This window comes from Acinetobacter sp. 1424608, assembly GCF_000588255.1.
Lineage (GTDB): Bacteria > Pseudomonadota > Gammaproteobacteria > Pseudomonadales > Moraxellaceae > Acinetobacter > Acinetobacter nosocomialis.
Window position 1 is genome coordinate 56,579 of record NZ_JFXL01000001.1, and the last position, 24,610, is coordinate 81,188.

Below are 24,610 nucleotides of genomic sequence, written 5' to 3' on the forward strand. Positions count from 1 at the left end.
AAGATTTAAATAACTTTGAGCAAAAGCAAAGTTGAAGTTATGTCACAACCCCTATTTAAAAAAGTTGCATTTATTGGTTTAGGACTCATTGGGTCGAGTTTGGCTCGCGTTATCGTTGCCGAAAAGTTGGCGACAACTATTGTGGCATCTACACGTTCACAGAAAACTTTAGAAGATGCAAAATCACTTGGTTTAATACAAGAAGGATTTTCCGATCCTGTAGAGGCCGTGAGAGGGGCGGATTTAATTGTTTTAGCCTTACCTGTACGTGCTACACAAAAAGTGCTTGAGCAAATTAAGCCTTATTTGTCAGAAACCACAATTGTGACCGATGTGGGAAGTACAAAAGGTAATGTGGTTGATGCAGCAAAAGCTGTATTTGGTGAAAATTTACCAACAGGTTTTGTACCGGGGCATCCTATTGCAGGTAGTGAACACACGGGTGTTCATGCAGGTAAGGTCGATCTCTTTGCAAATCATAAAGTGATTTTAACGCCGTTACCAACAAGTGCAGAATGGGCTGTTGATAAACTGATTCAACTTTGGTCAGCTGCTAAAGCTGAAGTGATATGTATGGATGTTGCCAAGCATGATGAGGTTTTGGCACATACAAGTCATTTACCACATTTAATGGCATTTAATCTAGTTGAGCAACTTGCAAACCGTGAAGATAACTTGGATATTTTCCGTTATGCAGCTGGTGGTTTCCGTGACTTTTCACGAATTGCAGCAAGTGATCCTCAAATGTGGCATGACATTTTCTTTGCCAATAAAACCGCTATCTTAAATGCTGTAGATGGCTTCGAAAAGCAACTTACCGTACTTAGAAAATTGATTGAAAACGAAGATTCTCATGCATTAATGGGTTTACTCGGCCATGCTCAGGCAGCACGCCAACATTTCAATCATATGTTAGCCAAAAAACCTTTAATGGAGAAAAATAAGGTGACACAGCAATTCAGTATCTTACCGGGAAATAAGGCATTTAAAGGTAAATTTACCGTACCGGGTGACAAATCTGTGTCACATCGCTCCATTATGTTTGGTGCTATTGCCGAAGGCACCACCCATGTAACTGGCTTCTTAGAAGGTGAAGATGCTCTAGCAACTTTACAAGCTTTTCGTGATATGGGTGTAAGCATCGAAGGCCCTAAAAATGGTGAAGTGACCATTCATGGCGTGGGTATGCATGGCTTAAAAGCACCAGCAAGTGCATTGTATATGGGTAACTCTGGTACAAGCATGCGTTTGCTTTCAGGTATGCTTTCTGCACAAAAGTTTGATTCTGTTATGACAGGTGATGCATCACTTTCTAAACGTCCAATGGAGCGTATTGCTAAGCCATTGCGTTTAATGGGTGCGCAAATCCAGACAACAGGTGAGAAAGGTACACCACCTGTCAGTATTACGGGTAGCCAGCAATTAAAAGGCATTCAATACGATTTACCTATGGCATCTGCTCAAGTGAAGTCGGGTATTTTACTTGCTGGTTTGTGGGCTGAAGGTGAAACTTCGGTAACTGAACCAGAACCTACTCGTGACCATACAGAGCGTATGCTTCGTGCATTTGGCTATGATGTTAAAACTGAAGGCAATAAAATTTCCCTTGTGGGCGGCGGTAAGTTAGTGGGTACTAATATTCAAGTTCCATCTGATATTTCATCTGCTGCTTTCTTCATGGTAGGTGCTGCAATCACTGAAGGCGCAGACGTTGTTCTGGAAGCTGTAGGTATTAATCCAACACGTACTGGCGTAATTGAAATTTTAAAACAGATGGGTGCTGACCTGACTGTTGAAAATGAGCGTATCGCTGGTGGAGAGCCTATTGCTGATATTCATATTAAAGGTTCACGCACCCTTAAAGGTATTCATATGCCTGAAGATCAAGTACCTTTGGCAATTGATGAATTCCCAGCATTATTTATTGCAGCGGCTTGTGCTGAAGGGCAAACAGTACTCACAGGTGCGGCAGAGCTTCGTGTGAAAGAATCTGACCGTATTCAAGTTATGGCAGATGGTTTAAAAATCATGGGTATTGACTGCACACCAACTGAAGATGGCATCATTATCGAAGGAAAAGGCAAATCTGGCGATTGGTCACCAATCTTTGCTGGCGGTGAAATCGAATCGCACCATGACCATCGTATTGCTATGAGTTTTAGTATGGCAGGTCTTCGTACTTCTGGTCCGATTACAATTCATGGTACTGAAACTGTTGCTACAAGTTTCCCAACATTTACTGAGTTGGCGAATCTTGCAGGTTTAACGATTGAAGTTAGCCAATAACTTTTGACCTCATACATTTTATAATTGCTAACACAATAGCAACGGCAGCAGCGAGCTAAAGGCTTGGCTGCTGTTTGTTTATTGCTTATGCTAAGTGCAGATAATGATAATAGTGTTAGGACAAAGGATGAAAAAATTACAATTTATTGCCAGTTGCCCAGAACATGGGGTGCTTGATCATCCACCAAATGAATGCCATATTACTCAAGAATATGTAGCGGCCTTATTATTTAAACAATTGGGGCATTATGGTTTCGATGCACAGCATATTGTACATGAGCATGAAAAAGTAGAAGTAAGCATTGATAATCATCTTTTGCCGTTGTCTATTACTTGCCAGAAAACGGACCACGATGGGCATTTAATGTGTGAAATTTCTGCCAATCCAGATGAAGAGCAAGACTGGTTTGAGAAAATCGAAACACAAAGCATTATTCGTCAGCTTGCGCAGGCTGTTGAAAATAGTTTGAAAGCCGATCAGAGTTTCTCCGAATTTGTTTGGAAGTCTTGACCAATTAAGCATATTTTGTGAAGAGAGGGTGAACATATTTGTTCACCCTTTTGATTTATTAATATTGATAAGAATTTTTTATTTTTGTAGTGACATTATTTAATAAAAATTAACAAACAAAAAAATAATATTGTTTGAATTTTGATCTAAATTTCTATTAATTTAAAAATGCTTTTTAACAAACAACTAATCAATTTCCTCTTTTTATTTATATTATTTTACAGAGAATTAACATGAACATAATTTCCAGTAATTATTCAAAAGGCTTTGGTATATTAATTATCTCCTTATTATCAGCTTGTAATAATGATGATAAAGATACAACCATAAATTCGAAGAATCAGAAATTGTTAGAAGAAACTATTACTTCCTTGGAGAATCTTAAACAAACTTTGGTATGGCAAGAAAATCAATGTGATAGGGTCTATTCTAAAGTTATCGGTGATGCGACAATTGCTCAAAAATCAGTGGCAGAACTAAGAGCCAATATCGCGAGTTCAAATAATTTAGGAGTTTTTCTTGATAATCAAATTATTCCCAAACTAGCTCAGCTTACTGATGAGTCGACAGTATTAAGAGCGAGATGTAATGCTCCTGACTATGATGGAACTGGAGTAAGTATTGAGCGGCCTGCTATGCTTAGAGAAATGTTAAGTGAATGGAAAGGAACAATTAATTTATTAATTCGTCAAATAAATAACCCTCCTAATATGAATCCTGAAATTAAAATAGCTTCATTAACCAATATCAATATTAATCAATTAACGGCAGCAAAATCTAAATTTAAAGATTGTTCAGACAGTTTTTGTCCAGAAATGACGGTTATTCCAGCTGGTAGTTTTTTTATGGGCGGAAATATAAATGAGCAAGAGCAACAAAATGTTCCTGCTCAATCTCGGTCATATGAATTACCTCAACATTTAGTACAAGTCGAAAAAGCATTCGCAATGTCAACTTATGAAACAACAATTGCTGAGTTTCAGGCTTTCCAAAAGGAAACTGGCTGGGAAGTCGAAGGATGCCGTAATTGGGAAACGCGAAATGGTGTTTTCAATATGTGGTATCGAGATGATTTAAATCCAAATAATTCGGGTATGAATCAGACACCTCAGGATCCTGTTGTATGTGTACGCCGTGAAGATGGAAGAGCATTCGCGAAATGGTTATCTAAAAAAACGGGCCAGACTTACCGTTTGCCAACAGAGGTTGAGTGGGAGTATGCGGCTCGTGCTGGAACGACAACAGCCTATTATTGGGGAGATGACCTTAATCTTGACCAAGCTTGTAAATATGCAAATGTATTAGATCCAGCAACAGTTGTAGCACTACCACAAACCAGTGGTTGGAGTTTATTTAATTGCACAGATGGTTATCCTTTTACGTCACCAGTAGGGAAGTTTTTACCAAACAATTTCGGTTTATATGATATGAGTGCCAATGCCCGAGAATGGGTCGATGATTGCTGGCATGCAAATTATGAAAATGCTCCTAGTGTGAATCGTCGTTGGGGTGAGGAAAATAATGGGCAGTGTAACTTCCCAGTTTTACGTGGGGGAGCATGGATATATAACACTTATAACGTACGAACTGCCTATCGTAATGCTTATGTAACTTCACAAGCCCGTTCAATCATGTGGGGTTTCCGTTTGGTTCGTGAAATTTAACTTTGATTTTTATATCTAATCTATTCTACATTTAGAGTCATTTTTAATTTATCAGCGTCGATTTTAATAAAGGCTAAAACTGCGCTGATAAATTCTTATCTTCGAATAAACCTACGTTTATTAAGAATATTTGTGAGAGTATAAATATATGGTGCCATTTGATTTTTCAAAATTATCTCCTCAAATTGTTTGGCAGCATTTTCAAACACTTTGTACGATTCCGCGTCCCTCAAAGCATGAACAACAGCTTCGTGAGTATCTAAAAAACTGGGCCGAAAGTCGAAATTTAGAAACTTACGTAGATGAAGTTGGTAATTTAATTATCCGAAAGGATGCAACTACGGGTAAAGAACATGTATCTGGCGTTATTCTTCAAGGCCACTTAGATATGGTCACACAAGCTAACACTGGCACGGTACATGATTTCTTTAAAGACCCGATTTGTCCAGTCCTCGAAGATGGCTGGTTAATTGCCAAAGACACTACTTTAGGTGCAGACAATGGCATAGGGGTAGCTTTGTCGTTGGCAGTATTAGATTCAAATGATATTGCTCATGGACCAATAGAAGTTCTTTTAACAGTCGATGAAGAAGCAGGTATGAGCGGTGCACGACTTTTAGAAGCCGGTATATTAAAAGGAAAATGGTTATTTAATATTGATACAGAAGAATGGGGTGAGTTGTATCTAGGGTGTGCTGGTAGTATTGATGTTGAGGTAGAGCAGCCGCTTAGTTATGAACCAATTTCTAAAGATTTAAATATTGTGAATATTCAGGTGGCTGGTCTTAAAGGCGGACACTCTGGCATAGATATCCATTTAGGACGCGGCAATGCAAATGTTATTTTGGCTCGTTTTTTAAATCAACATTTAAACTCACTTAGTGGGCATCTTATTGAGTTTACAGGTGGTACGGCCCGTAATGCTTTACCGAGAGAAGCTGTAGCGACTATTGCAATTTCATCTAACCAATTGCCTGAATTAGAAAAATTACTCGATGAATATCAAACAGCATGGAAAAAACAGCTACAAGGTGTTGATGATAATCTGCAATTAACAATTCAGCCTAATAGTGCTGAAGTGACTGAAGTGATTGCTCAACAACAGCAAAACGAGTGGTTACAAGCTTTAGCAACAAGTCCTTATGGCGTTGCAAGTATGAGTCAAGCTCTCCCAGATGTGGTTGAGACTTCAAATAATCTTGGAGTGGTGAGACTAAATAGAGAAGGCGGAAAAGCTGTTTTAATGGTTCGCTCAATGGTGAACCAAGAAGCTCAAGATTTTGCCGAAAAAATTCAGGCACATTTTAGTCAATTTAATATCGCCTCTATACTCACGCCATTAGTTTCAGGTTGGACACCAAATCCTGACTCAGCCGCACTAAAGTGCTTACAACAAGCCTATCAAAATGCGTTTAATATTGAACCAAATCTAAAAGTAATTCATGCGGGTTTAGAATGTGGGATTATTGCTGAACATTACCCACATTTACAGATGGTTTCGTTTGGGCCTGATATTCAAGGGGCGCATGCGCCGGGCGAACGAGTAAAAGTAGAAACCGTAGAGAAATGCTGGAAGCTACTGGTAACTGCTTTGGCATTTGTAGAGTAATTTTTTAAGAAATAAGAAGCTCAGTTATGAGCTTCTTAAACTTTTACATGGAAATGATGTGTAGTTAATTCGATCTCTCAATAAATATAATTTTTTACTCGACTTTTAAAAGCTGTCCAGCTTCATTTAAAGTAAATTCATCAAAATCATTGGCTAAATAAAAATGACCTTTATAAAACTGACGAACTTCTTCAGTAATAGCTTGCTGTCCAACTTTATCCTGATGTCGGGGGCTAAAATGCGTCAGAATTAAATTACTTAAAGATTGCTCTTCTGCAAATTCAGCCACCATTTTTGCTGAGCTATGCATTGGACCTTTGCCGACTTTATCTAAAACGGTTTGTAAGTATGTGGACTCATGAATAAGAAGTTGGGCATCTTTGCAAGCGTCAGCTAATAGTTCTGGTTGGTCATTATCACCACCTATAATTGCATGAACTTGTTGATTTTGAATTTTGATAAAGTCTTGAGCTTTTAAGGTTTGTCCTTCAAATTCAATATTGTAGCCTCGTTTCAAATGGCCCCACATATCGCCTTGAGGCACGCCTAGCTGTGTGAGAGCTTGGGTATCTAACTTCTTCTGAATAGATTTGATATAAATACTAAAAGCAAAACTTGAAACACGATGGCTTAGAGGATGTGCTTGAACAATAAATTCATCAGTGATCTGTTGTGGTTGTATTGCATCATTCACATCAATAAATTGAAGGGAATAGGGTAAATGTAAGTCTGTGAGTTGGGCAGTGATTTCAAACCATTGCTGAATTTCTTTCGGTGCAATCACGATTAAGGGTTTGCTACGGGCATTCATGCCTGCACTTGCCAATAAACCAACTAGACCATAACAATGATCGCCGTGAACATGTGTAATACAAATGGCAACTAGGTTTTGCAAGGAAAGTTTAGCTTGTTGAATGCGGTGCTGTGTACCTTCGCCGGCATCAACTAAAATCCAGTCCTTATTTTTGCTGTTACGAACTGCTAATCCTGAAACATTACGGGAAAGTGTGGGTACACCTGATGATGTGCCTAAAAAGGTAAAATGAAGCATATTCTTGGAATTTTTTAATCAAATGCGTAATTTATATTATAGACACTTATTAGAATTTTATAAAAATTATAGTAAATGATAGCGACCGAGTAAAAAATATTTGGCACGTTCTGGGTTAAGTTGGAATAATTTTCAATAAGGACATACTTGAAAATGATGGGCATACTCTCAAGTTATGCCCATCAAATACACTTTATTTCATGATAATAAAGCGTGTAATGATTTGACGAAGCTGTTTTAAATAACCTGTAAAGAAGTGGTTAGCGCCCGGTAAAATCGTAATTGGATGCTTCTGCGGTTTTGCCCATGCAATTGCATCTGAAAGTAAAGTAATATCATCTTGCTCACCATGAATGAGTAGAATATCACCTTGAATTTCAGGGGTTTTATAGTGACGTAATCCCACAACAGTAGCTGTTGGTAAACCACACAAAATTAATTGTACAGGCTGTAATTCAGGGCTAAGCTGCGCATGACATTTTGCCAAAACATGTGAGCCGAAGCTAAAACCGCCTGCATAGAATGGTAAGCCTTCATGAAGCTGACGAACGTGTTCAATCACAGCTAAAATATCTTCGGTTTCGCCATGGCCTTCATCATGAACACCTTCACTGCCACCTAAACCACGGAAACTAGGACGGTAAACAATACAACCATATTCATTAAAGATTTGGGTTAAAAGAGCAGGGACTTTATGTTGAGGAGTTCCACCTTGCAATGGGTGCGGATGGCAAACAACCGCAAAGCCTTTGATTTCACCTTCAGGGCGGTCTACAAAAAGTTCAATTTTACCTACTGGACCCTGAATGAAAATTTGCTCAGACATATAAGAATCGATAAATAACAATACGTATTCCTATTTTACCGATAGTCGTCATTGAAAACACGAGTTAGCATTAAAAAATATCTACTGTTATAGTTGGTATTAAGAATAATTTTTTCAGGTTGTCTATGCTTGCTTTAATTTCTCCTGCAAAAACTTTAGATTATGAAACAGCGTTACCTACAGATGAGTTTACTCAGCCTCGCTTATTAGAAAACTCAGCACAATTAATTGATGTTTGCCGCAAACTTTCCGCTTCGGAAATTGCGACTTTAATGAGTGTTAGTGAAAAAATTGCTGCATTGAATGCAGACCGTTTTAGAGATTGGAATCCCGAATTTAATTTCTCAAATGCTCGCCAAGCAATCTATGCATTTAAAGGTGATGTTTACACTGGTTTAGATGCTTATCATTTAAAAGACAAAGATATTGATTTTGCACAGCAGCATTTGCGTATGCTCTCTGGTCTATATGGTTTATTGCGTCCTTTAGATTTAATGATGCCTTATCGTTTAGAGATGGGTACTAAATTAAAAAATACTCGCGGTCATAATTTGTATGAATTCTGGGGTGATATCATCACTAACCAAATTAATGAAGACTTGGCAGCAATTAAATCTGAATTGCTGGTAAATCTAGCTTCAGATGAATATTACAAGTCTGTCAATGAAAAGAAAATTAAGGCTGAAATTGTGAAGCCTGTTTTCCTTGACCAGAAAAATGGCAAATATAAAGTTATTAGTTTCTATGCGAAAAAAGCACGCGGTTTAATGGCACGTTTTATTGTTGAAAACCAATTAAATAATGCTGAAGATATCAAAGCATTTAATACTGAAGGTTACTACTTTGATGCTGATAACTCATCGGCAAAAGAGTTGGTATTTAAGCGCGATGAGCAATAATCTTAAGCGTGGTTAATAGATGATGATGCAGCTTTATTTATCAAAACTAAAGCATGTTTGGTTTGAGCTGCATCAGCATTATGATTTTTCTGAACCGCAGAAAATCTATGATGAACTTATTGCGGCTTATAGTGAAAAGCAGCGAGCCTACCATACCGTCCAACATTTATATGAATGTTTGAGTTTAATGGAGGCGATTCAATACGAATTAAATGATCCGTATGCTGTTGCATTGGCTCTCTGGTTTCATGATGTTATCTATGATCCTCAAGCACCAGATAATGAGCTTAAAAGTGCTGAGTTATTTGAACAATTGATGGCGCAAGATTTATCGTTCAGTACCCTGGAGAAAATAAAGCGTTGGATACTTGCGATTCAAAAGCATGCATTAACCGATGAAATAGATTTACAATTTTTGTTGGATATTGATTTAGCTATTTTGGCAGCAACACCTGAACGTTTTATCCAGTATGAACGGCAAATTCAGCGGGAGTATTGTTGGGTTGATCCAGAAGTATATTCAATTAAGAGAAAACAAGTTTTAATACATTTTTATCAGTCTGAACCACTTTATCAAACTGCATATTTCCAAAAGAATTTTGAGTTAAACGCCAAAGATAATTTAAGACAAATATTGGAATAGCCTAAGTATATTAGAATAAAGCGATATATTTTTTTAAAAGTAAAATAGTTATACGAAGGAGAGAGGAATCACTGGAAAAAGCAGTGATTCCTTGGAAATAGATTATTTAAAGAAATAACCTGTTTCTGGTGAGCTTGCATTTGCCATACGTTTACGTGGCATACGTCCAGCTAAAAATGCTTCACGTCCTGCTTCAACAGCTTTTTTCATGGCAGAAGCCATTAAAATAGGGTTTTGCGCAGCTGCAATGGCAGTATTCATCAGTACGCCATCACAACCAAGTTCCATTGCAATAGCGGCATCACTTGCTGTACCAACGCCTGCATCGACTAACACGGGTACTTTCGCATTTTCTTTAATAATTGAAATGGTGTGAGGGTTTAAAATACCTAAACCTGAACCAATCAAACTACCTAAAGGCATAATTGCAACACAGCCCATACTTTCAAGTTCTTGTGCAATGATTGGGTCATCAGAGGTGTAGACCATAATCTCAAAACCGTCATCAATTAAAGTACGAGCGGCTTTTAAAGTCTCGGTTACATTTGGATATAAGGTTTTTTCATCACCCAACACTTCAAGCTTTACTAGGTTATGACCATCGAGTAACTCACGCGCCAACATACATGTACGTACTGCGCTGTCAGCATCAAAACAACCTGCGGTATTTGGCAAGATAGTATATTTTTCTGGTGGAATAACTGAAAGTAAATTCGGTTGATCTGGATTTTGTCCAATATTCACACGGCGGATTGCGACTGTTACGATTTCTGCACCACTGGCTTGAATGGCTAAATCCGTTTCATTTAAGTCTTTATATTTCCCTGTTCCTACCAATAAACGAGATTGAAAAGAACGTGAACCAATAATGAGAGGGGTGTCTTGCATGGATAACTCCGACTTAGCCGCCGCCAACAGCGTGAATAATTTCGATACGGTCATGTTGAGCAATCATAATTTGCTCTAATTTGCTTTTAGGTACGATTTGCTGATTGTGTTCAACAGCAAAACGTTTTCCTTCAAGTGCCAACTCCTGAATGAGTTGCAAAAGGTTTTGGCTAGGCGTGTCCGCTAATTCGCCATTTAAATAAATTTGCATGATCACATTCCGATTATTTTGCGTATTTGAAAGCATTCCAAGCCAAAAGTAGCCATCCAGCAATCATTAAGGCTCCACCGATTGGCGTAATTGCGCCTAATATGCGTGGTAAACCTAATGCCATGATATAAAGCGAACCACAAAAGAACAGAATGCCAATCTGAATAAGCAAGAAAGATAACTTGATTGGGAAATGGGGAAGAACCTTACTTAGAATACCAAGGGCTAATAGCCCAAGTGCATGATAAAAAAAGTAGTCGGTTGCAGTCTGCCACCAAGCAATTTGTTCAGGGCTCGCGTGAGCTTTAAGACCATGTGCTCCAAAAGCACCCAACATGACTGCAAAAGCAAGATTAAGGGCTGAAATGGCAATCCACATAACAAAAAACGCAACTGAATAATGAAAGGCAACGTTACCATAGAATAGGTTGGCTAAACATAGCCAGATAAAACAAAAGGGCTGATCGCCCTTTTATTTTTTTATTTACTTTAGCTTGCTGACATAGCGACTTTAATTTTTTCCATCGCATTTTTTTCAAGCTGACGAATACGTTCTGCTGATACATTATATTCAGCAGCAAGCTCATGTAGGGTAGATTTATCATCATCTAACCAACGGCGCTGCAAAATATTACGCGAACGATCATCTAACTGGTCCATTGCATCATGTAAAGCAGATGTACTTTGCTCTTCCCAGTCTTCATTTTCAACTAAACGAGCAGGGTCGTAACGGTTATCTTCAAGATACAACGCAGGTGCTGTATGTGGAGTATCGTCGTCATCATCGCCTTGCGCTTCAAAAGCAGCATCATAAGCAGTTAAACGACCTTCCATTTCCAAAACTTGTTCTGGAGTTACATTTAAGTCGTTAGCAATAGATTGTGCTTCTTCGAGTGTTAATTTTTTACTCGATTTTTTCAAACTACGTAAGTTGAAAAAAAGTTTACGTTGAGCTTTAGTTGTTGCAATTTTTACAATACGCCAGTTACGAATAACGTATTCATGAATCTCTGCCTTAATCCAATGGACGGCAAAAGATACGAGACGTACGCCCATATTTGGGTCAAAACGTTTTACGGCTTTCATTAAGCCTAAGTTACCTTCTTGAATAAGGTCGCCTTGAGGGAGGCCATAACCTGCATAGCTGCGCGCAATATGAACGACAAAACGTAAATGCGACATTACCAGCATTTTTGCGGCATCAAGATCTTGGTCATAATAATAACGTTCAGCAAGTTCTTTTTCTTGCTCGGCCGTTAAAATAGGAATCTGATTGACAGTACTGATATATGCACCAAGGTTTACACCGGGCGCAGACAATGACAGGGGCATCAATTGATTGCTGCTGTCACTCATGAGTTCTCCTTATAGGATAGGATGGATTAACCAATAAATTCATCTTAATTTGAATTGGCTTCATAATTAAGGAAAATTGGGTAGAAAAATGTAAAATTTTATGCAGTTTCTAATCTTAGATTTTAACAAAGAATCATTGAGTTTCAATTAAATAGTGAAATTCTCTTTCTGAAATCTGCATGGTTTGACACATAAAATGATGTAAAGTGCAGTAACGCGTTACATCAATTTCACTATGCGGGTCAGATGATTTCAATAAAAATAGCTGCTTTCCTGATGCTTTCTTAAGTTCACGTTTTAACATTAATAAAGGCATTGGACATGGTTGACCAAGGGCATTAATTTCAATAGGTGCTACAGCAGAAGAAGTGGTGCTCATTCATTTTAAAAACAACTAAAAAAAATATTTTAACAAATTTTTTTACGAACTCTAGGTGTTTTATAAAAATTAAGAGCTAAAGGAATACATAAAAATTATTGTAATAAGCTGTTTAAAAAAAGAGCTAAAAATAGGGGAAATATTTGAAAAAAATTCTATTAATTGTCATAAACCCGTGTTAAGCTCGAACCGTTTTAGGAATTACCACACAGTTAAATTGTTTTAATAACCTATAACAAATGGATGTAACCGGAAATTGTTGATAGTTTTACAGAATGATTACAAGCTTTAAGATTATAAAAATTTTAAAACCTTGTTTGCTCTGCTGTTTGCAACACCGGAAGGTCCTTTTTTCATCATCTGAGGATTGACTTATGACAGCTCGTGAACAAGGCGTAGTAAAGTGGTTTAATGACACTAAAGGCTTTGGTTTTATTCAACGTAACGGCGGCGACGATGTATTCGTTCACTTCCGTGCAATCGTAGGTGACGGTCACCGTTCTCTACGTGACGGTCAACGTGTAGAATTTAGCGTTGTACAAGGTCAAAAAGGTTTTCAAGCTGAAAACGTTCAGCCTTTAGACTAAGACTAATTCATCTTTTTGATGAATCATGGACGCTCCAATTTTTGAATTGGGGCGTTTTTGTTTATAATGATCTTCTCATTCGAGAGATTGTTTGTTAGAGCGCGTATTTATGACATCTGGTTTTGAAACCTTGAATTTACATCCGCAACTTAAAAAGGCGATTGATGCTTTAGGGTTTACTCAAATGACCCCAATTCAGCAAAAGGTTTTAAAATATACATTAGCCGGGCACGATGCAATTGGGCGAGCACAGACAGGAACAGGTAAGACAGCTGCCTTTCTGATTAGTGTAATTAATGATTTACTCAATAATCCGGTTAAAGAACAACGTTTCCGTGGCGAACCTCGTGCTTTAATCTTGGCGCCTACTCGTGAGTTGGCCTTGCAAATTGAAAGCGATGCAAAGTTTCTCACAAAATTCTCTAATTTACATTTAGTGACCCTATTGGGTGGTGTTGATTTTGATAAGCAGAAGAAGCAACTTGATGCTAATTTTGTCGATATCATGGTTGCTACACCAGGACGTTTAATCGATTTTGTAGAACAAAAAGAAGTCTGGCTCGATCAAATTGAATTTTTGGTGATTGATGAAGCTGACCGATTATTAGATATGGGCTTTATTCCTTCGGTAAAACGTATTGTTCGTTATTCACCACGTAAGGAACAACGTCAAACCCTGATGTTCTCGGCGACTTTTAGTTACGACGTCTTAAATTTAGCAAGACAGTGGTTGTTTGAGCCTGTAACAGTTGAAATTGAGCCTGAACAAAAGACCAATAACGATGTAGAACAACGTGTTTATGTTGTAGCTAAACAAGATAAATATCGTCTTTTACAAGATATTTTACGTGAAGAACCAATTGATAAAGTCATGATCTTTGCCAACCGCCGTGATCAAGTGCGCCGTCTTTATGACCATTTGAAAAAAGATGGATATAAAGTAGGAATGCTATCTGGTGAGATTGCTCAAGATAAACGTTTGAAAATGCTAGAGCAGTTTAAGCAAGGGAAGCATAACATCATGATTGCAACGGATGTTGCAGGTCGTGGTATTCATGTAGATGGCGTGTCGCATGTTATCAACTTCACTTTACCTGAGCAGTCTGATGACTATGTTCACCGTATTGGGCGTACAGGTCGTGCAGGTGCACAAGGTGTAAGTATTAGTTTCTTGTCTGAAGATGATGCTTTCTATTTACCAGAAATTGAAAAAGCAATTGGTAAAAAACTACCACTTACCCGATTAGAGGGGTATTGCTAATAAAAAAATCCCAATCAATTGATTGGGATTTTTTTCAATTAATTAATTTTACAATAGAAGGTAAGAGTGGTTTGATAGTCGTCATCTTTTGCTAAAGATGCATTTTTACCAGTTAAAGTACCAATAACACCTGCAGCGGCTTCTACCATTTGACCCGTCTTTTCACTTACTACATCTTTTAATACACCATGATAAGTGGTTTTTTCATCAACAATAACAGGAGTTGTATTCTTAGAGCACGTTTTTTGTGCGGCAGTAACTGCATTATTCTTTGCAATTAAATTAGTTTTGCCAATACCAGTCACTTCAAATTGATTATTTTCTTTTTGAATTGCTAAAGTATTTTTAGGAGTGGTAGCACAAGCACCAAGTAATAGAACAACGCCGCTCATTGCGCTCGCTAAAATTATTTTTTTCATGATTCACCTAAGTTAATCGCTAAAAGACATAGCTATTTGAACATAAGTTTTCTATTTGATTTTGAATACGTTGTATGAGTTTTGAAGTTTTGTATTAAAAAATGTCAAACTATAAGTTCACTAAGTTTATAGGCTAGATTCCATGGTGGATTAACGGTAGATTATGCTAATCTATTTCGAATTTTTGAGTTAGATCAATATTAATGACGGATTCAGTAATACAAATAATTCACCAAAATATTCATCAGCGTCAGTCTATTGGCCAATTAGTTGAGCCAGCTCCAAACTCAGATCAATTAGAGTTGGCTTTTCAGGCTGCTTTAACTGCTCCAGATCATCATAGGCTTAAGCCAACACGCTTTGTCGTTATTTCTGGTGAACAACGTGCTGCTTTTGGTGAGGTTCTAGCAAAAGCATTGGTTGATTTAGGAGAATCTGACCCCGCTCAGCTGGAACGTGTTAAGCAACATCCTTTTCGTGCTCCGCTACTGATTTTAGCTCTTACACAGTTACAAGATCATCCAAAAGTGCCACATTTTGAGCAAATCTTAAGTACTGGTGCGGCAGTACAAAATCTTTTGTTGTCTTTGCAAGCTCAGGGGTTTTCAACTATGTGGCGTAGTGGTGCTGTTGTTGAATCAACTTGGTTAAAACAGCATTTAGGTCTGCAACCGCATGATTTAATTTCAGGTATTATTTACGTTGGCACAGCAGCTAAAGCAATTGCACCGCGTGCAGATATTGAAAGTAAAGAATTCGTAAAAGTTTGGCAGGCTTAAGCGTCTGTAAAAGTAAGAAATAGGATAATAAAGCATGGCTGAATTTAAGTTTACAGATTTGGTGGAACCTGTTGCGGTCGATAAAAAAACGGCACTACGTATTACCGTTTTAGGGGGCGGTAGCTTTGGTACAGCCATGGCGAATTTAGCTGCTCGTAATGGCTGCGATACCATGATCTGGATTCGTGATGCCGAAACAGCAGAAGAAATTAATAAAACCCATATTAATAAACGTTATTTACCAGACTTCACTTTAGAATCTTCACTACGTGCTGTGTCTGATCTTGAGCAAGCGGTATGTGACCGAGATATTATTTTAGTTGCAATTCCTAGCCATTCTTTCCGCGATGTCTTAAAACAAATTGCTCCTTATATTACTGCACAAGCGGTTGTTTCTTTAACCAAAGGTGTTGAAGCTAAAACATTTAGTTTTATGAGCGATATTATTCGTGAAGAACTACCAGAAGTTCCCTATGGTGTATTGTCAGGTCCAAACCTTGCCAAAGAAATTATGGCAGGTATGCCATCTGGTACAGTGATTGCTAGTGATTCTGAACTCGTCCGTTATGCCGTGCAGCATGCGCTTCATAGTGCGTTATTCCGTGTTTTTGGTAGCGATGATGTGCATGGAGTTGAGTTGGGCGGTGCACTTAAGAATATTTATGCAGTCGCGATGGGAATTGGGGCTGCATATAAAATTGGTGAAAATACCAAAAGTATGATTTTAACGCGTGCTTTGGCTGAAATGAGCCGTTTCGCGGTAAAGCAGGGCGCAAACCCGCTTACATTTTTAGGTTTGTCTGGTGTGGGTGATTTATTTGCGACATGTAATAGTCCATTGAGCCGTAATTATCAAATCGGATATGCGCTAGGTTCTGGCAAGACACTTGATCAAGCAAGTAAAGAATTGGGGCAAACTGCTGAAGGTATTAATACAATTGTCCAAGTGCGTGGTAAAGCACAAGAACTAGATGTATATATGCCAATTACCAATGCTTTATATGAAGTCATTTTTGAAGGTGCTCCGCCATTAAATATTGCACTTTCTCTTATGAAAAATGGTCATCGGAGTGATGTGGAGTTTGTTTTACCTCATCATGAAGTCTGACGAATAAATGTCATAAATTGTGGTTATAATGCAGAATTATTAACAAGGAAATTTTATGCAACTGACATTAGTTCGTCATGGGGAAGCTGCTCCACCAGTTAATGGTAATGATATTAAACGCCCCCTTACTGCGCGTGGACATGCACAGGCTGAGCAAACAGCAACATTTTTAAAAGACATTGTAAAACCGGATATTTTTGTTGTTAGTCCTTTGTTGCGTGCTCAGGAAACATTGGCGCATATCCAGACTTATTTTAAAGATGTGCCAGTGCTGTTATGCGACAAAATTAAGCCAGATGATGATGCAAAAGAAGCAGTTGAATGGTTGTCTCAAATTCCTTATGAATCGATTGTAGTGGTTTGCCATATGAATGTAATAGGTCATATTGCAGAGTTACTTACTCATGAAAATTTCAATCCATTTGCGCTTGCTGAAGCTAGAATTTATGATCAAGCTGTTATTGCAAATGGTTTATCAACACAAAAAAATAGTTTTATACCCACAATATAATTAAAAAGGTTATTTCGCCAACATGCTGTATATATGGATGCCTGAAACCAATGGAATATGGCATTGGTCTAACGGAGAGAGCTGGTTGCAGGCTGCGAGTCTCGATCAATTAATACAAGACTTGCAAATACATCAAGGAAAAGAAGCTACGGTTTTTTTTCCGAGTCGTCATGCACAAATGCTTCAGCAAACTATGGCGAAGTCCCACTACAAACAACTGGGGGCTGATGGGGTTAAATATCTACTTGAAGAGTTTGTGACTTTACCGATTGATCATATGAAAGTGGTTCACCATTTTCATGCCGATCAGTTAACTGTCTTGGGTGTCGCTCAAGGGATGGTCGAGACATGGCAACATTCTTTGGCTTTGTTGCCAACCAAACTTGTTTCCTTGCTACCAGATTTTCTAATATTGCCAGAGCCGCAAAACGAGCAAGTTATTCTGTGTAATATTAATCACCAACTTTTGGTGCGTGAAAATAAATGGTTGGGTAATTCAATTGATGATTTGGGTCTTTTTTTAGAATTTCAGTCAGCTGAAAAACATTATCAATATAGTGGTTTAACACCAGAGCAACTGGAAAGTTTAGAGGCCGCTTCAAGTGCAGAACAACGTTCTGAGTTCGTTTATCAATTTCAGCCATTAGATAAAACTAAGCAGCATCCTTTCAATGTTTTACCAAAATCAAAAGGCCAGGAGCGTACTTTTTCTGGTTATTGGAAGGCATGTGCTGCCGTTATTTTAGCAATTATTGTAGTGCAGTTTAGCTATGATTTATTGCGTTGGGTCAAATTGAAAAAAGTAGCAAATCTAACTGCTGACCAGACAATTGAACAATATAAATACTGGTTTGGACCATCTAGTCGTGTGACTGAACAAAATATAAAAGGTCAATTTGAAAGTCATTTAAGAATGAGTCAGCAAGGTGATACACAAGCACTTTCTTTGTTAAGCCGTGTTGGACCTATTTTAATGCAAAGACAGATTTTGGCTCAGCAACTTAATTATGATGCTTCAATTTTAACGATGGCATTAAAAGCAAAATCGGCAGATGATTTACAAGCTTTGACAGAACAATTAAATCAGCAAGGATTTAAAGCTGAGCTAGGTAATGTCCAAGCAAATGGTGGTGGGGCAATTGGGGTGGTGAAAATACAATAATGAAAATGTTAGCTCAATTGCAGAATCGTTTTGATCAGTGGATTGAAAAAGTTGTTCAATACCTAGATCGTTTAACTGTCCGTGAACGCGTTATGGTGGTCTTTACTACAATTTTTGTGGTAGTGGCTATTGTTGGGTCTTCACTTTGGAAAATGCATTCCTTGGCAGAACAACAGCAAAAACGCTTAAATGATTTAAAAGATCTGATGGTGTGGATGCAAAGTAATGCAGTTACTATGAAGCCTGCAAATGAGCTTGAACTTGATAAGTCTGGAAAAATACAAAGGGTGGCTCAACAGCAAGGTTTAACTGTGACTTCTCAGCAAAATGGAGAGCAGTTACAAATTGTTGTAACGCATCAGAATTATGCAATTTTAGCTAACTTTTTAACACAACTTGCACAGATGGGTCTTAGTATTCAGAAGATGGAAATGGTTTCAAGCGAAGGTCAGATTAAATTAACAGCGACAGTTCAATAACATATCAAAATATGCTTATGTCAAGCATGGTGTTTTGTGCTGCCTGTGCCTATAATATGCGTACCTAAAATCAGTAGACTGTGATTGGTATGTTATATTCACTTGCTCGCCCGATGTTGTTTAGTTTAGCACCAGAGCGTGCCCATGAATTAACATTATCCATGCTTGATAAAGCGCATAAGCTAGGCATGATGCGTCAGGCCGTAGAAGCAAAACCTACTACGTGTATGGGAATCGAGTTTCCTAATCCGGTAGGTTTGGCAGCAGGTCTAGATAAAAATGGTGCTCATATTGATGCATTAGCTGGATTAGGTTTCGGTTTCATTGAAATTGGTACAATTACACCTCGCCCGCAATCGGGTAATCCAAAACCACGTTTATTTCGTATTCCTGAAGCTAAAGCCATTATTAACCGTATGGGTTTTAATAATGATGGTGTTGATAAACTTATTGAAAATGTTAAAGCTTCAAAGTTTAGAGGCATTTTAGGAATCAATATTGGTAAAAATGCCGATACACCTGTAGAAAAAGCAGTTGATGATTACTTAATTTGTCTTGAGAAAGTTTATAACTACGCTTCATATATTACTGTCAATATTTCATCACCGAATACTAAAAACTTACGTAGTTTGCAAAGTGGTGATGCGTTAACTGAATTACTGCAAACCTTAAAAGCGCGTCAACTTGAGTTGGCTGAGCAATATAACCATTATGTTCCTCTAGTACTTAAAGTTGCTCCGGATTTAACAGCTGAAGATGTTGAGTTTATCTCTGCTCAATTATTAGATTTTAAAATTGATGGTCTTATTGTGACCAATACCACTTTGTCGAGAGAAGGGGTGGAAAACCTGCCTTACGGTAATGAGTCAGGCGGTTTGTCTGGTGCACCTGTATTTGAAAAAAGTACAGAATGTTTACGTTTATTTGCTCAATCATTAAAAGGACAAATTCCTTTAATCGGTGTGGGTGGTATTTTGTCTGGTGAGCAAGCTTTAGCAAAACAACAAGCTGGAGCAACACTTGTTCAAATTTATAGTGGTCTAATCTATACGGGACCAACGCTTGTAAAGCAATGTGTTGAAGCTATGACCTAATTGAACATGAACACTATTGATATCATCATTCTAATACTTTTGCTCATTGGGGGGCTAAACGGTTTGCGACAAGGATTTATAAAAGCCTTTGCGAACTTGGTAGGATGGATTTTTGCATTAATTATGGGTGCAAAATATGCTGTTCTTCTAGCTCCGTCAATGTCGGGTTTAAGTCAGGATCCGGTGGTTCAAAAGATTGCAGCTTTTGCATTTATTGCACTCATTATTATTGTTTTAACTTGGATCGTCACCGCATTTTTAAATGGCCTCTTGAAAAGTTTAAAATTGGGGCCATTAAATCGTTTAGCAGGTGGTGCTTTTGGTTCGTTGAAGGGTTTATTGGTTGTTCTTATTACTATGCAAGGTGTTGGTCCTTGGGTAGAAAGTTCACCTCATTGGAAGCAATCCAAATTTATCCAGTTTTTATTGCCTTACGCACCTTTAGCCACGGAGCTTTCTAAAGGGGCAGCAAGTGAGGCTTTTCATCAGATAACATCTGGAGGCGGTGTATCTCGCACTTCTCCAAAACCAATGGACGAGCCGGAAGAACCAGAAATCCGGCCCGACCATTCAACAAAGAATCCTTTTTATTAATTCCTAGCTTGTCTGCGAGGTTGCTATGTGTGGAGTTGTTGGTATAGCCGGTAAATCGCCAGTGAACCAAATGTTGTTTGATGCATTAACGATGTTGCAACATCGTGGGCAAGATGCAGCTGGAATAGTAACCTGCCATGAAGGCCGTCTTTTCCTTCGTAAGGATAACGGTATGGTGCGTGATGTTTTTCATACTCGTCATATGAGAGCATTACTTGGTAATTATGGTATTGGTCATGTGCGCTACCCAACTGCGGGTTCTGCTAGTAGTGCTGAAGCTCAACCATTTTATGTGAACTCACCTTACGGTATTACACTTGCGCATAATGGTAACTTGACCAATGCAGAAGAAATTCATGATGACCTGTTTAAAACAGATTTGCGTCACATGAACACTGATTCTGATTCAGAAGTTCTTTTAAACGTTTTTGCACATGAGTTGCAAAAGAAAGGAACGTTAAATCCTACAGCTGAAGATATTTTTCATACGGTTTCTCGTGTTCATGAGCGCTGCCAAGGTGCTTATGGCGTAGTTGCTATGATCACTGGTCATGGTTTGGTTGGTTTCCGCGATCCAAATGGTATTCGTCCACTGATTTATGGCTCGCGTGTGACTGAACAAGGCGAGATGGAATATATCATTGCATCTGAGTCTGTGGCGATTACTGCTCTTGGTTTTAAAATCGAACGTGATATCGCACCAGGTGAGGCAATTTTCATTGATGCTGAAGGGCAGTTATTCACTAAACAATGTGCGGCTAATCCAAAATATCGCCCATGTATTTTTGAATATGTTTATTTTGCTCGCCCAGATGCAATTATTGATGGTATTTCAGTTTATAAAGCCCGCTTAAAAATGGGTGAAAAATTAGCGCATAAGATTTTGCGTGACTGGGGTGAAGACCATGATATTGATGTGGTTATCCCAATTCCAGATACAAGCCGTACTTCTGCATTAGAACTTGCAAATATTCTTGGTGTGAAGTTTCGTGAAGGGTTTATGAAAAACCGTTATATCGGTCGTACCTTCATTATGCCGGGTCAGCAACAGCGTAAAAAATCTGTACGTCAGAAATTAAACCCTGTTGAGTTAGAGTTTAAAGGCAAGAACGTTCTATTGGTTGATGACTCTATTGTACGTGGTACTACGTGTAATGAGATTATTCAAATGGCGCGTGACTCAGGTGCGAAAAAAGTATACTTTGCTTCAGCAGCACCAAAAGTGATGTATCCAAACGTATATGGTATCGATATGCCTGCTAAAACTGAGCTTATTGCTTCAGAACGCAGTGTAGAAGAAATCCAAGAAATTATTGGTGCTGATCGTTTAGTATTCCAAGATTTGGAAGACTTGAAGAACGCCGTACGTACAAGTAAGGTTCCTACATTGACTGAGTTTGATTGTTCTGTTTTTGATGGTATCTATGTAACTGGTGGAATTGATGCAGACTATCTGAATAATTTGGAACAGAAGCGTAATGATTCTGCGAAAAAGAAAAAAGATGGTTATATTGATGTCAATATTGATGCAGCGTCAGTAGATTTGACGGGTATTAAAGAAGAATAGAAATAGCCGAAAAAAGCGGGTGTTTCCCGCTTTTTTCTTTTATGATGAAACTTAACAATGTAATTGGGAATATTTACATTGAAAGAAGTAAGCCACTATTTAATCGAAAATAAAAATATGGCATGGTCCATCACTATGTGTTTGGTCGCTGTGCTTTTGACTATTTTTATTTTAAATCTCATTTTAGGTTTACTTGTTCATTTTTTTGATTATAGCCAACCGATTTGGTGGCATGCCTTAAGCCCCTATTTTATTGCTCTTTTGCTTTTTATTATGGTTTGGTCGGTGGTGACCGAGCTTTATATTTTACGTAAAGGTGGTCATTCCCTTGCTAAACAGCTTAAAGCGCGTCGTTTGGTAAAAGGCGAGAGTACACCAGAAGAACATGCGGCATTAAAAATTACAGAACATTTGGCGCAAACATTTTCTCTTAACGTTCCAACTCTTTATGTTTTGCCTGATGAAGTGGGTGTAAATGCATTAACTGCAGGTTTTCACTCAAATGATATTGTCATTATTTTGACTTGGGGAGCTTTACAGAATCTAGATGAATTGGAGCTGTATGGTTTACTGGGTCATGAATTTAACCAAATTTTATCTGGTGAGGCTGTAGAAAATACTAAATTAAAAATTTTATACAGCGGTTTAACGACTTTCAGTCAATGGGGCAGTAAGCTCGCAAAACAAGGTTTTAAGCGCTACAGTCCGGGTTATAAGCATAAGTTCGAGACTGTGTTTGTAGCTGTTGGTGGAGTGATTTGGTTAGCAGGAAGTTTAGGTGTTTTAATCACTCGCTTTATTAAATATTTAACATTAAGTGGCCGCACATTTCGCAATGACCAAAAAACTATGCGGTTGCTAAAAAATAGTACGAATACCCAAACATTATTACGTATTTATGTTCACCATTCAGGATCACAAATTCATAGTGCTTATTCTGAATCAATCGCGCATATGTGTTTTGCAAATTCACTTAGCCCTCAAAGCTGGATGAATATTCACCCGAGCATTCGTGAGCGTATTTACGAACTCAATCCCACTTTACTGCAAGATTTACAATTAGAAAATTTAAAGAAACTTCGTAATAGGCCTTTATTTAGCCTTTTCCGTTCTTTAGAAGAATCTGAGACGGAAATCTATATTCCATGGTCATCACCACAACCTTTGCCATTATTACGTCTTTCTCCAATCAGCTTCGCATTAAATGATGCAATCAAGCCTTTAAGTAGTGATATCCGACGTAATAAAAAACGCCCTGAACTTATTCAGCGTGCATTGCAAACAGCCACTGGTTCGCGTGAGGTGATGGTTGCGATTTTAATGATTCGTCAATATCGAGAATTTATTCCGCAAGAAGCTCCTGTAAGTCATTCGATTGTCGATGCTTTGCTTAATTTGGATGGTCGTATTCATATTCAGATATTTCACGACGCATGTAAAAATATTGGCCATATGCCTGCAAGTATTGCGCGTCAATTTTTGACAAAACTGGCACTTATTATTCAGGAAGATGGGGAAATTGGGCTGCTTGATGCCTTATTATTAGAGCGGGTCAAGTATGAATTGAATTTAATGCCACTTCATTTGCCAACAGCATTTGAAGAAGTGAAACCTCAAATAGTTCGTTTAATTGATGCATTACTTCATGTGCAGCAAATTAATAGTCCAAACCAGTTGGAAGTCCGTGAGCGTATTTTGCGTTCTTTACTTAACCCAGATGAAATGCATATATATGATGAAATTTCGGATGAGCCTTTAGACTTGGCTGAAATTTTAAATGACATTGCTGGGCTTTTACTTCGTGACCGTCTAAGTATTTTGGCAATTGCTGAGATGTGTTTATGGAGTGACCGCATTATTACCCAAGATGAACTTGATGTGCTGGAGTTACTCTACTGGCGATTTGGTTTTGAGTCCGATGAAATTGTAGAGCAAATGCAGAAGAAAAATAGCGTTATGATTATTTAAGAGACATATGTGATTTCCACTAGCGATCATTAAAAGAAAACGCTGAAAAAAAGTCAGAAGCCCGTTAGAATGTGTGTAGATTAGAGGTACTGATTTAAACATGATTGGGCAGCAAAGAAATATACTGGCAACTTTAGGAATTGATATATGGATTCCTAGAACACAAGCGTGCCAAAAAAATAATGCCCATACTGTATGGCGAGATCAGATTGTTGAATCTCATACACCAATTATCACACCTATAATAGATGTTCCTGCTTTTGGACAAAAGCCATCTAAGCCTTTGTTGCCTGAAGCACCTAAAGTTGTAGAGCAACCTTCAATAGCAATTAGAGATGTTCCGCAGTCTGAAAGGGTTATTGAAAAACCTGTGATTGCTGTTGAGCAAGAGGCGATTGCTCCATTCGAGTTGCAGGCTTATTGCCTTGAAAAGTGTGTAATCTTTGTTGATGTGACAGCACTAGAAAAAGAAGAGAAACAACTTTGGACAAATATACAAAAGGCTAAAGTGGGTCACTATGCTGAATTAAAATGGCCTTTTCCCTTAGCGGCATATCAAGATCAACGCGGTGTGGGTTCATATATTCAGGGTTTCTTAGATGCTGTAGCTGCAGAAAAAAAGATTTTGTGTTTAGGTAAATGTGCGTATATTCAACATGCAAATCTTATTCATTTAGCTAGTTTAAAAGAAATGTTAGATAAGCCTCTCCTTAAGAAAAGATTGTGGCAACTTATGCAAGATAACAATGAGTAGTAGG

26 protein-coding genes are annotated in these 24,610 nt (G+C 38.1%); 18 read left to right on the plus strand and 8 right to left on the minus strand.

Annotated features, from left to right (window positions below):
* The first annotated feature begins 39 nt into the window (after positions 1 to 39).
* The 4 genes from J678_RS05055 to J678_RS05070 all read left to right on the plus strand — a co-directional run bounded on the left by J678_RS05055 (position 40) and on the right by J678_RS05070 (position 6,070).
* The gene (locus tag J678_RS05055) at positions 40 to 2,286 is read left to right on the plus strand and encodes a bifunctional prephenate dehydrogenase/3-phosphoshikimate 1-carboxyvinyltransferase (RefSeq protein WP_017393807.1); all 2,247 of its coding nucleotides are present in this window, start codon (positions 40 to 42) and stop codon (positions 2,284 to 2,286) included.
* A 127-nt stretch (positions 2,287 to 2,413) separates the two neighbouring features.
* Positions 2,414 to 2,797 (plus strand): hypothetical protein, encoded by a 384-nt coding sequence (locus tag J678_RS05060; RefSeq protein ID WP_002049301.1) that lies wholly within the window; start codon positions 2,414 to 2,416, stop codon positions 2,795 to 2,797.
* Positions 2,798 to 3,030: 233 nt separating this feature from the next.
* The gene (locus tag J678_RS05065) at positions 3,031 to 4,461 is read left to right on the plus strand and encodes a formylglycine-generating enzyme family protein (protein WP_031955734.1); all 1,431 of its coding nucleotides are present in this window, start codon (positions 3,031 to 3,033) and stop codon (positions 4,459 to 4,461) included.
* A gap of 148 nt (positions 4,462 to 4,609) precedes the next feature.
* Positions 4,610 to 6,070, plus strand: coding sequence for an aminoacyl-histidine dipeptidase (locus J678_RS05070; protein ID WP_017393805.1), 1,461 nt, complete (start codon positions 4,610 to 4,612; stop codon positions 6,068 to 6,070).
* Between the two features lie 94 nt (positions 6,071 to 6,164).
* Here J678_RS05070 and J678_RS05075 read toward each other — a convergent pair whose 3' ends face one another.
* Both J678_RS05075 and J678_RS05080 read right to left on the minus strand, forming a co-directional pair.
* Complete coding sequence (locus tag J678_RS05075) at positions 6,165 to 7,121, minus strand: ribonuclease Z (RefSeq protein ID WP_017393804.1); 957 nt, start codon at positions 7,119 to 7,121, stop codon at positions 6,165 to 6,167.
* A 193-nt stretch (positions 7,122 to 7,314) separates the two neighbouring features.
* Positions 7,315 to 7,947: an alpha/beta hydrolase gene (locus J678_RS05080; RefSeq protein WP_017393803.1), complete on the minus strand. Its 633-nt coding sequence runs from the start codon at positions 7,945 to 7,947 to the stop codon at positions 7,315 to 7,317.
* A gap of 125 nt (positions 7,948 to 8,072) precedes the next feature.
* On the opposite strand from J678_RS05080, the gene yaaA reads away from it, so the two are divergent.
* On the plus strand, positions 8,073 to 8,846 hold the full coding sequence (gene yaaA / locus J678_RS05085; RefSeq protein WP_017393802.1) for a peroxide stress protein YaaA: 774 nt from the start codon (positions 8,073 to 8,075) through the stop codon (positions 8,844 to 8,846).
* A gap of 19 nt (positions 8,847 to 8,865) precedes the next feature.
* A complete protein-coding gene (locus J678_RS05090; protein ID WP_017393801.1) occupies positions 8,866 to 9,489 on the plus strand; it encodes a metal-dependent hydrolase in 624 nt (207 codons plus the stop codon).
* A 102-nt stretch (positions 9,490 to 9,591) separates the two neighbouring features.
* Here the strand turns inward: J678_RS05090 and J678_RS05095 are convergent, their stop codons facing one another.
* The 5 genes from J678_RS05095 to J678_RS05115 all read right to left on the minus strand — a co-directional run bounded on the left by J678_RS05095 (position 9,592) and on the right by J678_RS05115 (position 12,323).
* Positions 9,592 to 10,377: a thiazole synthase gene (locus tag J678_RS05095; RefSeq protein ID WP_001154366.1), complete on the minus strand. Its 786-nt coding sequence runs from the start codon at positions 10,375 to 10,377 to the stop codon at positions 9,592 to 9,594.
* Positions 10,378 to 10,390: 13 nt separating this feature from the next.
* Positions 10,391 to 10,588 (minus strand): sulfur carrier protein ThiS, encoded by a 198-nt coding sequence (gene thiS / locus J678_RS05100; RefSeq protein WP_017393800.1) that lies wholly within the window; start codon positions 10,586 to 10,588, stop codon positions 10,391 to 10,393.
* Positions 10,589 to 10,601: 13 nt separating this feature from the next.
* Complete coding sequence (locus J678_RS05105) at positions 10,602 to 10,967, minus strand: DUF423 domain-containing protein (protein WP_017393799.1); 366 nt, start codon at positions 10,965 to 10,967, stop codon at positions 10,602 to 10,604.
* Between the two features lie 110 nt (positions 10,968 to 11,077).
* Entirely contained in the window at positions 11,078 to 11,944 is an 867-nt protein-coding gene (gene rpoH / locus J678_RS05110) for an RNA polymerase sigma factor RpoH (protein ID WP_002049311.1), read from the minus strand.
* Positions 11,945 to 12,077: 133 nt separating this feature from the next.
* On the minus strand, positions 12,078 to 12,323 hold the full coding sequence (locus tag J678_RS05115) for a sulfurtransferase TusA family protein (RefSeq protein ID WP_017393798.1): 246 nt from the start codon (positions 12,321 to 12,323) through the stop codon (positions 12,078 to 12,080).
* 374 nt (positions 12,324 to 12,697) lie between these two features.
* On the opposite strand from J678_RS05115, the gene J678_RS05120 reads away from it, so the two are divergent.
* The gene (locus tag J678_RS05120; protein WP_000126912.1) at positions 12,698 to 12,910 is read left to right on the plus strand and encodes a cold-shock protein; all 213 of its coding nucleotides are present in this window, start codon (positions 12,698 to 12,700) and stop codon (positions 12,908 to 12,910) included.
* Between the two features lie 109 nt (positions 12,911 to 13,019).
* Entirely contained in the window at positions 13,020 to 14,171 is a 1,152-nt protein-coding gene (gene rhlB, locus J678_RS05125; protein ID WP_002049290.1) for an ATP-dependent RNA helicase RhlB, read from the plus strand.
* 38 nt (positions 14,172 to 14,209) lie between these two features.
* On the opposite strand, the gene J678_RS05130 is transcribed toward rhlB, so the two are convergent.
* On the minus strand, positions 14,210 to 14,590 hold the full coding sequence (locus J678_RS05130) for a hypothetical protein (protein ID WP_002049100.1): 381 nt from the start codon (positions 14,588 to 14,590) through the stop codon (positions 14,210 to 14,212).
* A gap of 203 nt (positions 14,591 to 14,793) precedes the next feature.
* Here J678_RS05130 and J678_RS05135 point away from each other — a divergent pair, with 203 nt between their 5' ends.
* The 10 genes from J678_RS05135 to J678_RS05175 all read left to right on the plus strand — a co-directional run bounded on the left by J678_RS05135 (position 14,794) and on the right by J678_RS05175 (position 24,606).
* Positions 14,794 to 15,369: a nitroreductase gene (locus J678_RS05135; protein ID WP_004707870.1), complete on the plus strand. Its 576-nt coding sequence runs from the start codon at positions 14,794 to 14,796 to the stop codon at positions 15,367 to 15,369.
* A 34-nt stretch (positions 15,370 to 15,403) separates the two neighbouring features.
* Positions 15,404 to 16,477 (plus strand): NAD(P)H-dependent glycerol-3-phosphate dehydrogenase, encoded by a 1,074-nt coding sequence (locus tag J678_RS05140; protein ID WP_002049214.1) that lies wholly within the window; start codon positions 15,404 to 15,406, stop codon positions 16,475 to 16,477.
* A 55-nt stretch (positions 16,478 to 16,532) separates the two neighbouring features.
* Positions 16,533 to 16,988, plus strand: coding sequence for a SixA phosphatase family protein (locus J678_RS05145; protein WP_002049122.1), 456 nt, complete (start codon positions 16,533 to 16,535; stop codon positions 16,986 to 16,988).
* 22 nt (positions 16,989 to 17,010) lie between these two features.
* Positions 17,011 to 18,150 carry a type II secretion system protein GspL gene (gspL, locus tag J678_RS05150; RefSeq protein ID WP_017393797.1) on the plus strand — a complete coding sequence of 380 codons (1,140 nt, stop codon included), beginning with the start codon at positions 17,011 to 17,013 and terminating at the stop codon, positions 18,148 to 18,150.
* Entirely contained in the window at positions 18,150 to 18,629 is a 480-nt protein-coding gene (gene gspM / locus J678_RS05155; RefSeq protein ID WP_004707877.1) for a type II secretion system protein GspM, read from the plus strand. Before gspL ends, gspM begins: the two co-directional genes overlap by 1 nt.
* Before the next feature lie 89 nt (positions 18,630 to 18,718).
* Positions 18,719 to 19,723 carry a quinone-dependent dihydroorotate dehydrogenase gene (locus J678_RS05160; protein ID WP_004707879.1) on the plus strand — a complete coding sequence of 335 codons (1,005 nt, stop codon included), beginning with the start codon at positions 18,719 to 18,721 and terminating at the stop codon, positions 19,721 to 19,723.
* A 6-nt stretch (positions 19,724 to 19,729) separates the two neighbouring features.
* Complete coding sequence (locus J678_RS0103835; protein ID WP_004707881.1) at positions 19,730 to 20,317, plus strand: CvpA family protein; 588 nt, start codon at positions 19,730 to 19,732, stop codon at positions 20,315 to 20,317.
* A 25-nt stretch (positions 20,318 to 20,342) separates the two neighbouring features.
* Positions 20,343 to 21,884: an amidophosphoribosyltransferase gene (gene purF / locus J678_RS05165; protein ID WP_002049153.1), complete on the plus strand. Its 1,542-nt coding sequence runs from the start codon at positions 20,343 to 20,345 to the stop codon at positions 21,882 to 21,884.
* A 78-nt stretch (positions 21,885 to 21,962) separates the two neighbouring features.
* Positions 21,963 to 23,852 (plus strand): M48 family metalloprotease, encoded by a 1,890-nt coding sequence (locus tag J678_RS05170; protein ID WP_004707885.1) that lies wholly within the window; start codon positions 21,963 to 21,965, stop codon positions 23,850 to 23,852.
* Between the two features lie 100 nt (positions 23,853 to 23,952).
* The gene (locus tag J678_RS05175; protein WP_017393796.1) at positions 23,953 to 24,606 is read left to right on the plus strand and encodes a hypothetical protein; all 654 of its coding nucleotides are present in this window, start codon (positions 23,953 to 23,955) and stop codon (positions 24,604 to 24,606) included.
* The last annotated feature ends 4 nt before the right edge of the window (positions 24,607 to 24,610 follow it).

What these genes read in the sequence shown, in the direction of transcription:
- J678_RS05055 (WP_017393807.1), top strand. Translation starts at nt 40, where the DNA reads ATGTCACAACCCCTATTTAAAAAAGTTGCATTTATTGGTTTAGGACTC.
- J678_RS05060 (WP_002049301.1), top strand. Translation starts at nt 2,414, where the DNA reads ATGAAAAAATTACAATTTATTGCCAGTTGCCCAGAACATGGGGTGCTT.
- J678_RS05065 (WP_031955734.1), top strand. Translation starts at nt 3,031, where the DNA reads ATGAACATAATTTCCAGTAATTATTCAAAAGGCTTTGGTATATTAATT.
- J678_RS05070 (WP_017393805.1), top strand. Translation starts at nt 4,610, where the DNA reads ATGGTGCCATTTGATTTTTCAAAATTATCTCCTCAAATTGTTTGGCAG.
- J678_RS05075 (WP_017393804.1), bottom strand. Translation starts at nt 7,121, where the DNA reads ATGCTTCATTTTACCTTTTTAGGCACATCATCAGGTGTACCCACACTT.
- J678_RS05080 (WP_017393803.1), bottom strand. Translation starts at nt 7,947, where the DNA reads ATGTCTGAGCAAATTTTCATTCAGGGTCCAGTAGGTAAAATTGAACTT.
- yaaA (WP_017393802.1), top strand. Translation starts at nt 8,073, where the DNA reads ATGCTTGCTTTAATTTCTCCTGCAAAAACTTTAGATTATGAAACAGCG.
- J678_RS05090 (WP_017393801.1), top strand. Translation starts at nt 8,866, where the DNA reads ATGATGATGCAGCTTTATTTATCAAAACTAAAGCATGTTTGGTTTGAG.
- J678_RS05095 (WP_001154366.1), bottom strand. Translation starts at nt 10,377, where the DNA reads ATGCAAGACACCCCTCTCATTATTGGTTCACGTTCTTTTCAATCTCGT.
- thiS (WP_017393800.1), bottom strand. Translation starts at nt 10,588, where the DNA reads ATGCAAATTTATTTAAATGGCGAATTAGCGGACACGCCTAGCCAAAAC.
- J678_RS05105 (WP_017393799.1), bottom strand. Translation starts at nt 10,967, where the DNA reads ATGTGGATTGCCATTTCAGCCCTTAATCTTGCTTTTGCAGTCATGTTG.
- rpoH (WP_002049311.1), bottom strand. Translation starts at nt 11,944, where the DNA reads ATGAGTGACAGCAGCAATCAATTGATGCCCCTGTCATTGTCTGCGCCC.
- J678_RS05115 (WP_017393798.1), bottom strand. Translation starts at nt 12,323, where the DNA reads ATGAGCACCACTTCTTCTGCTGTAGCACCTATTGAAATTAATGCCCTT.
- J678_RS05120 (WP_000126912.1), top strand. Translation starts at nt 12,698, where the DNA reads ATGACAGCTCGTGAACAAGGCGTAGTAAAGTGGTTTAATGACACTAAA.
- rhlB (WP_002049290.1), top strand. Translation starts at nt 13,020, where the DNA reads ATGACATCTGGTTTTGAAACCTTGAATTTACATCCGCAACTTAAAAAG.
- J678_RS05130 (WP_002049100.1), bottom strand. Translation starts at nt 14,590, where the DNA reads ATGAAAAAAATAATTTTAGCGAGCGCAATGAGCGGCGTTGTTCTATTA.
- J678_RS05135 (WP_004707870.1), top strand. Translation starts at nt 14,794, where the DNA reads ATGACGGATTCAGTAATACAAATAATTCACCAAAATATTCATCAGCGT.
- J678_RS05140 (WP_002049214.1), top strand. Translation starts at nt 15,404, where the DNA reads ATGGCTGAATTTAAGTTTACAGATTTGGTGGAACCTGTTGCGGTCGAT.
- J678_RS05145 (WP_002049122.1), top strand. Translation starts at nt 16,533, where the DNA reads ATGCAACTGACATTAGTTCGTCATGGGGAAGCTGCTCCACCAGTTAAT.
- gspL (WP_017393797.1), top strand. Translation starts at nt 17,011, where the DNA reads ATGCTGTATATATGGATGCCTGAAACCAATGGAATATGGCATTGGTCT.
- gspM (WP_004707877.1), top strand. Translation starts at nt 18,150, where the DNA reads ATGAAAATGTTAGCTCAATTGCAGAATCGTTTTGATCAGTGGATTGAA.
- J678_RS05160 (WP_004707879.1), top strand. Translation starts at nt 18,719, where the DNA reads ATGTTATATTCACTTGCTCGCCCGATGTTGTTTAGTTTAGCACCAGAG.
- J678_RS0103835 (WP_004707881.1), top strand. Translation starts at nt 19,730, where the DNA reads ATGAACACTATTGATATCATCATTCTAATACTTTTGCTCATTGGGGGG.
- purF (WP_002049153.1), top strand. Translation starts at nt 20,343, where the DNA reads ATGTGTGGAGTTGTTGGTATAGCCGGTAAATCGCCAGTGAACCAAATG.
- J678_RS05175 (WP_017393796.1), top strand. Translation starts at nt 23,953, where the DNA reads ATGATTGGGCAGCAAAGAAATATACTGGCAACTTTAGGAATTGATATA.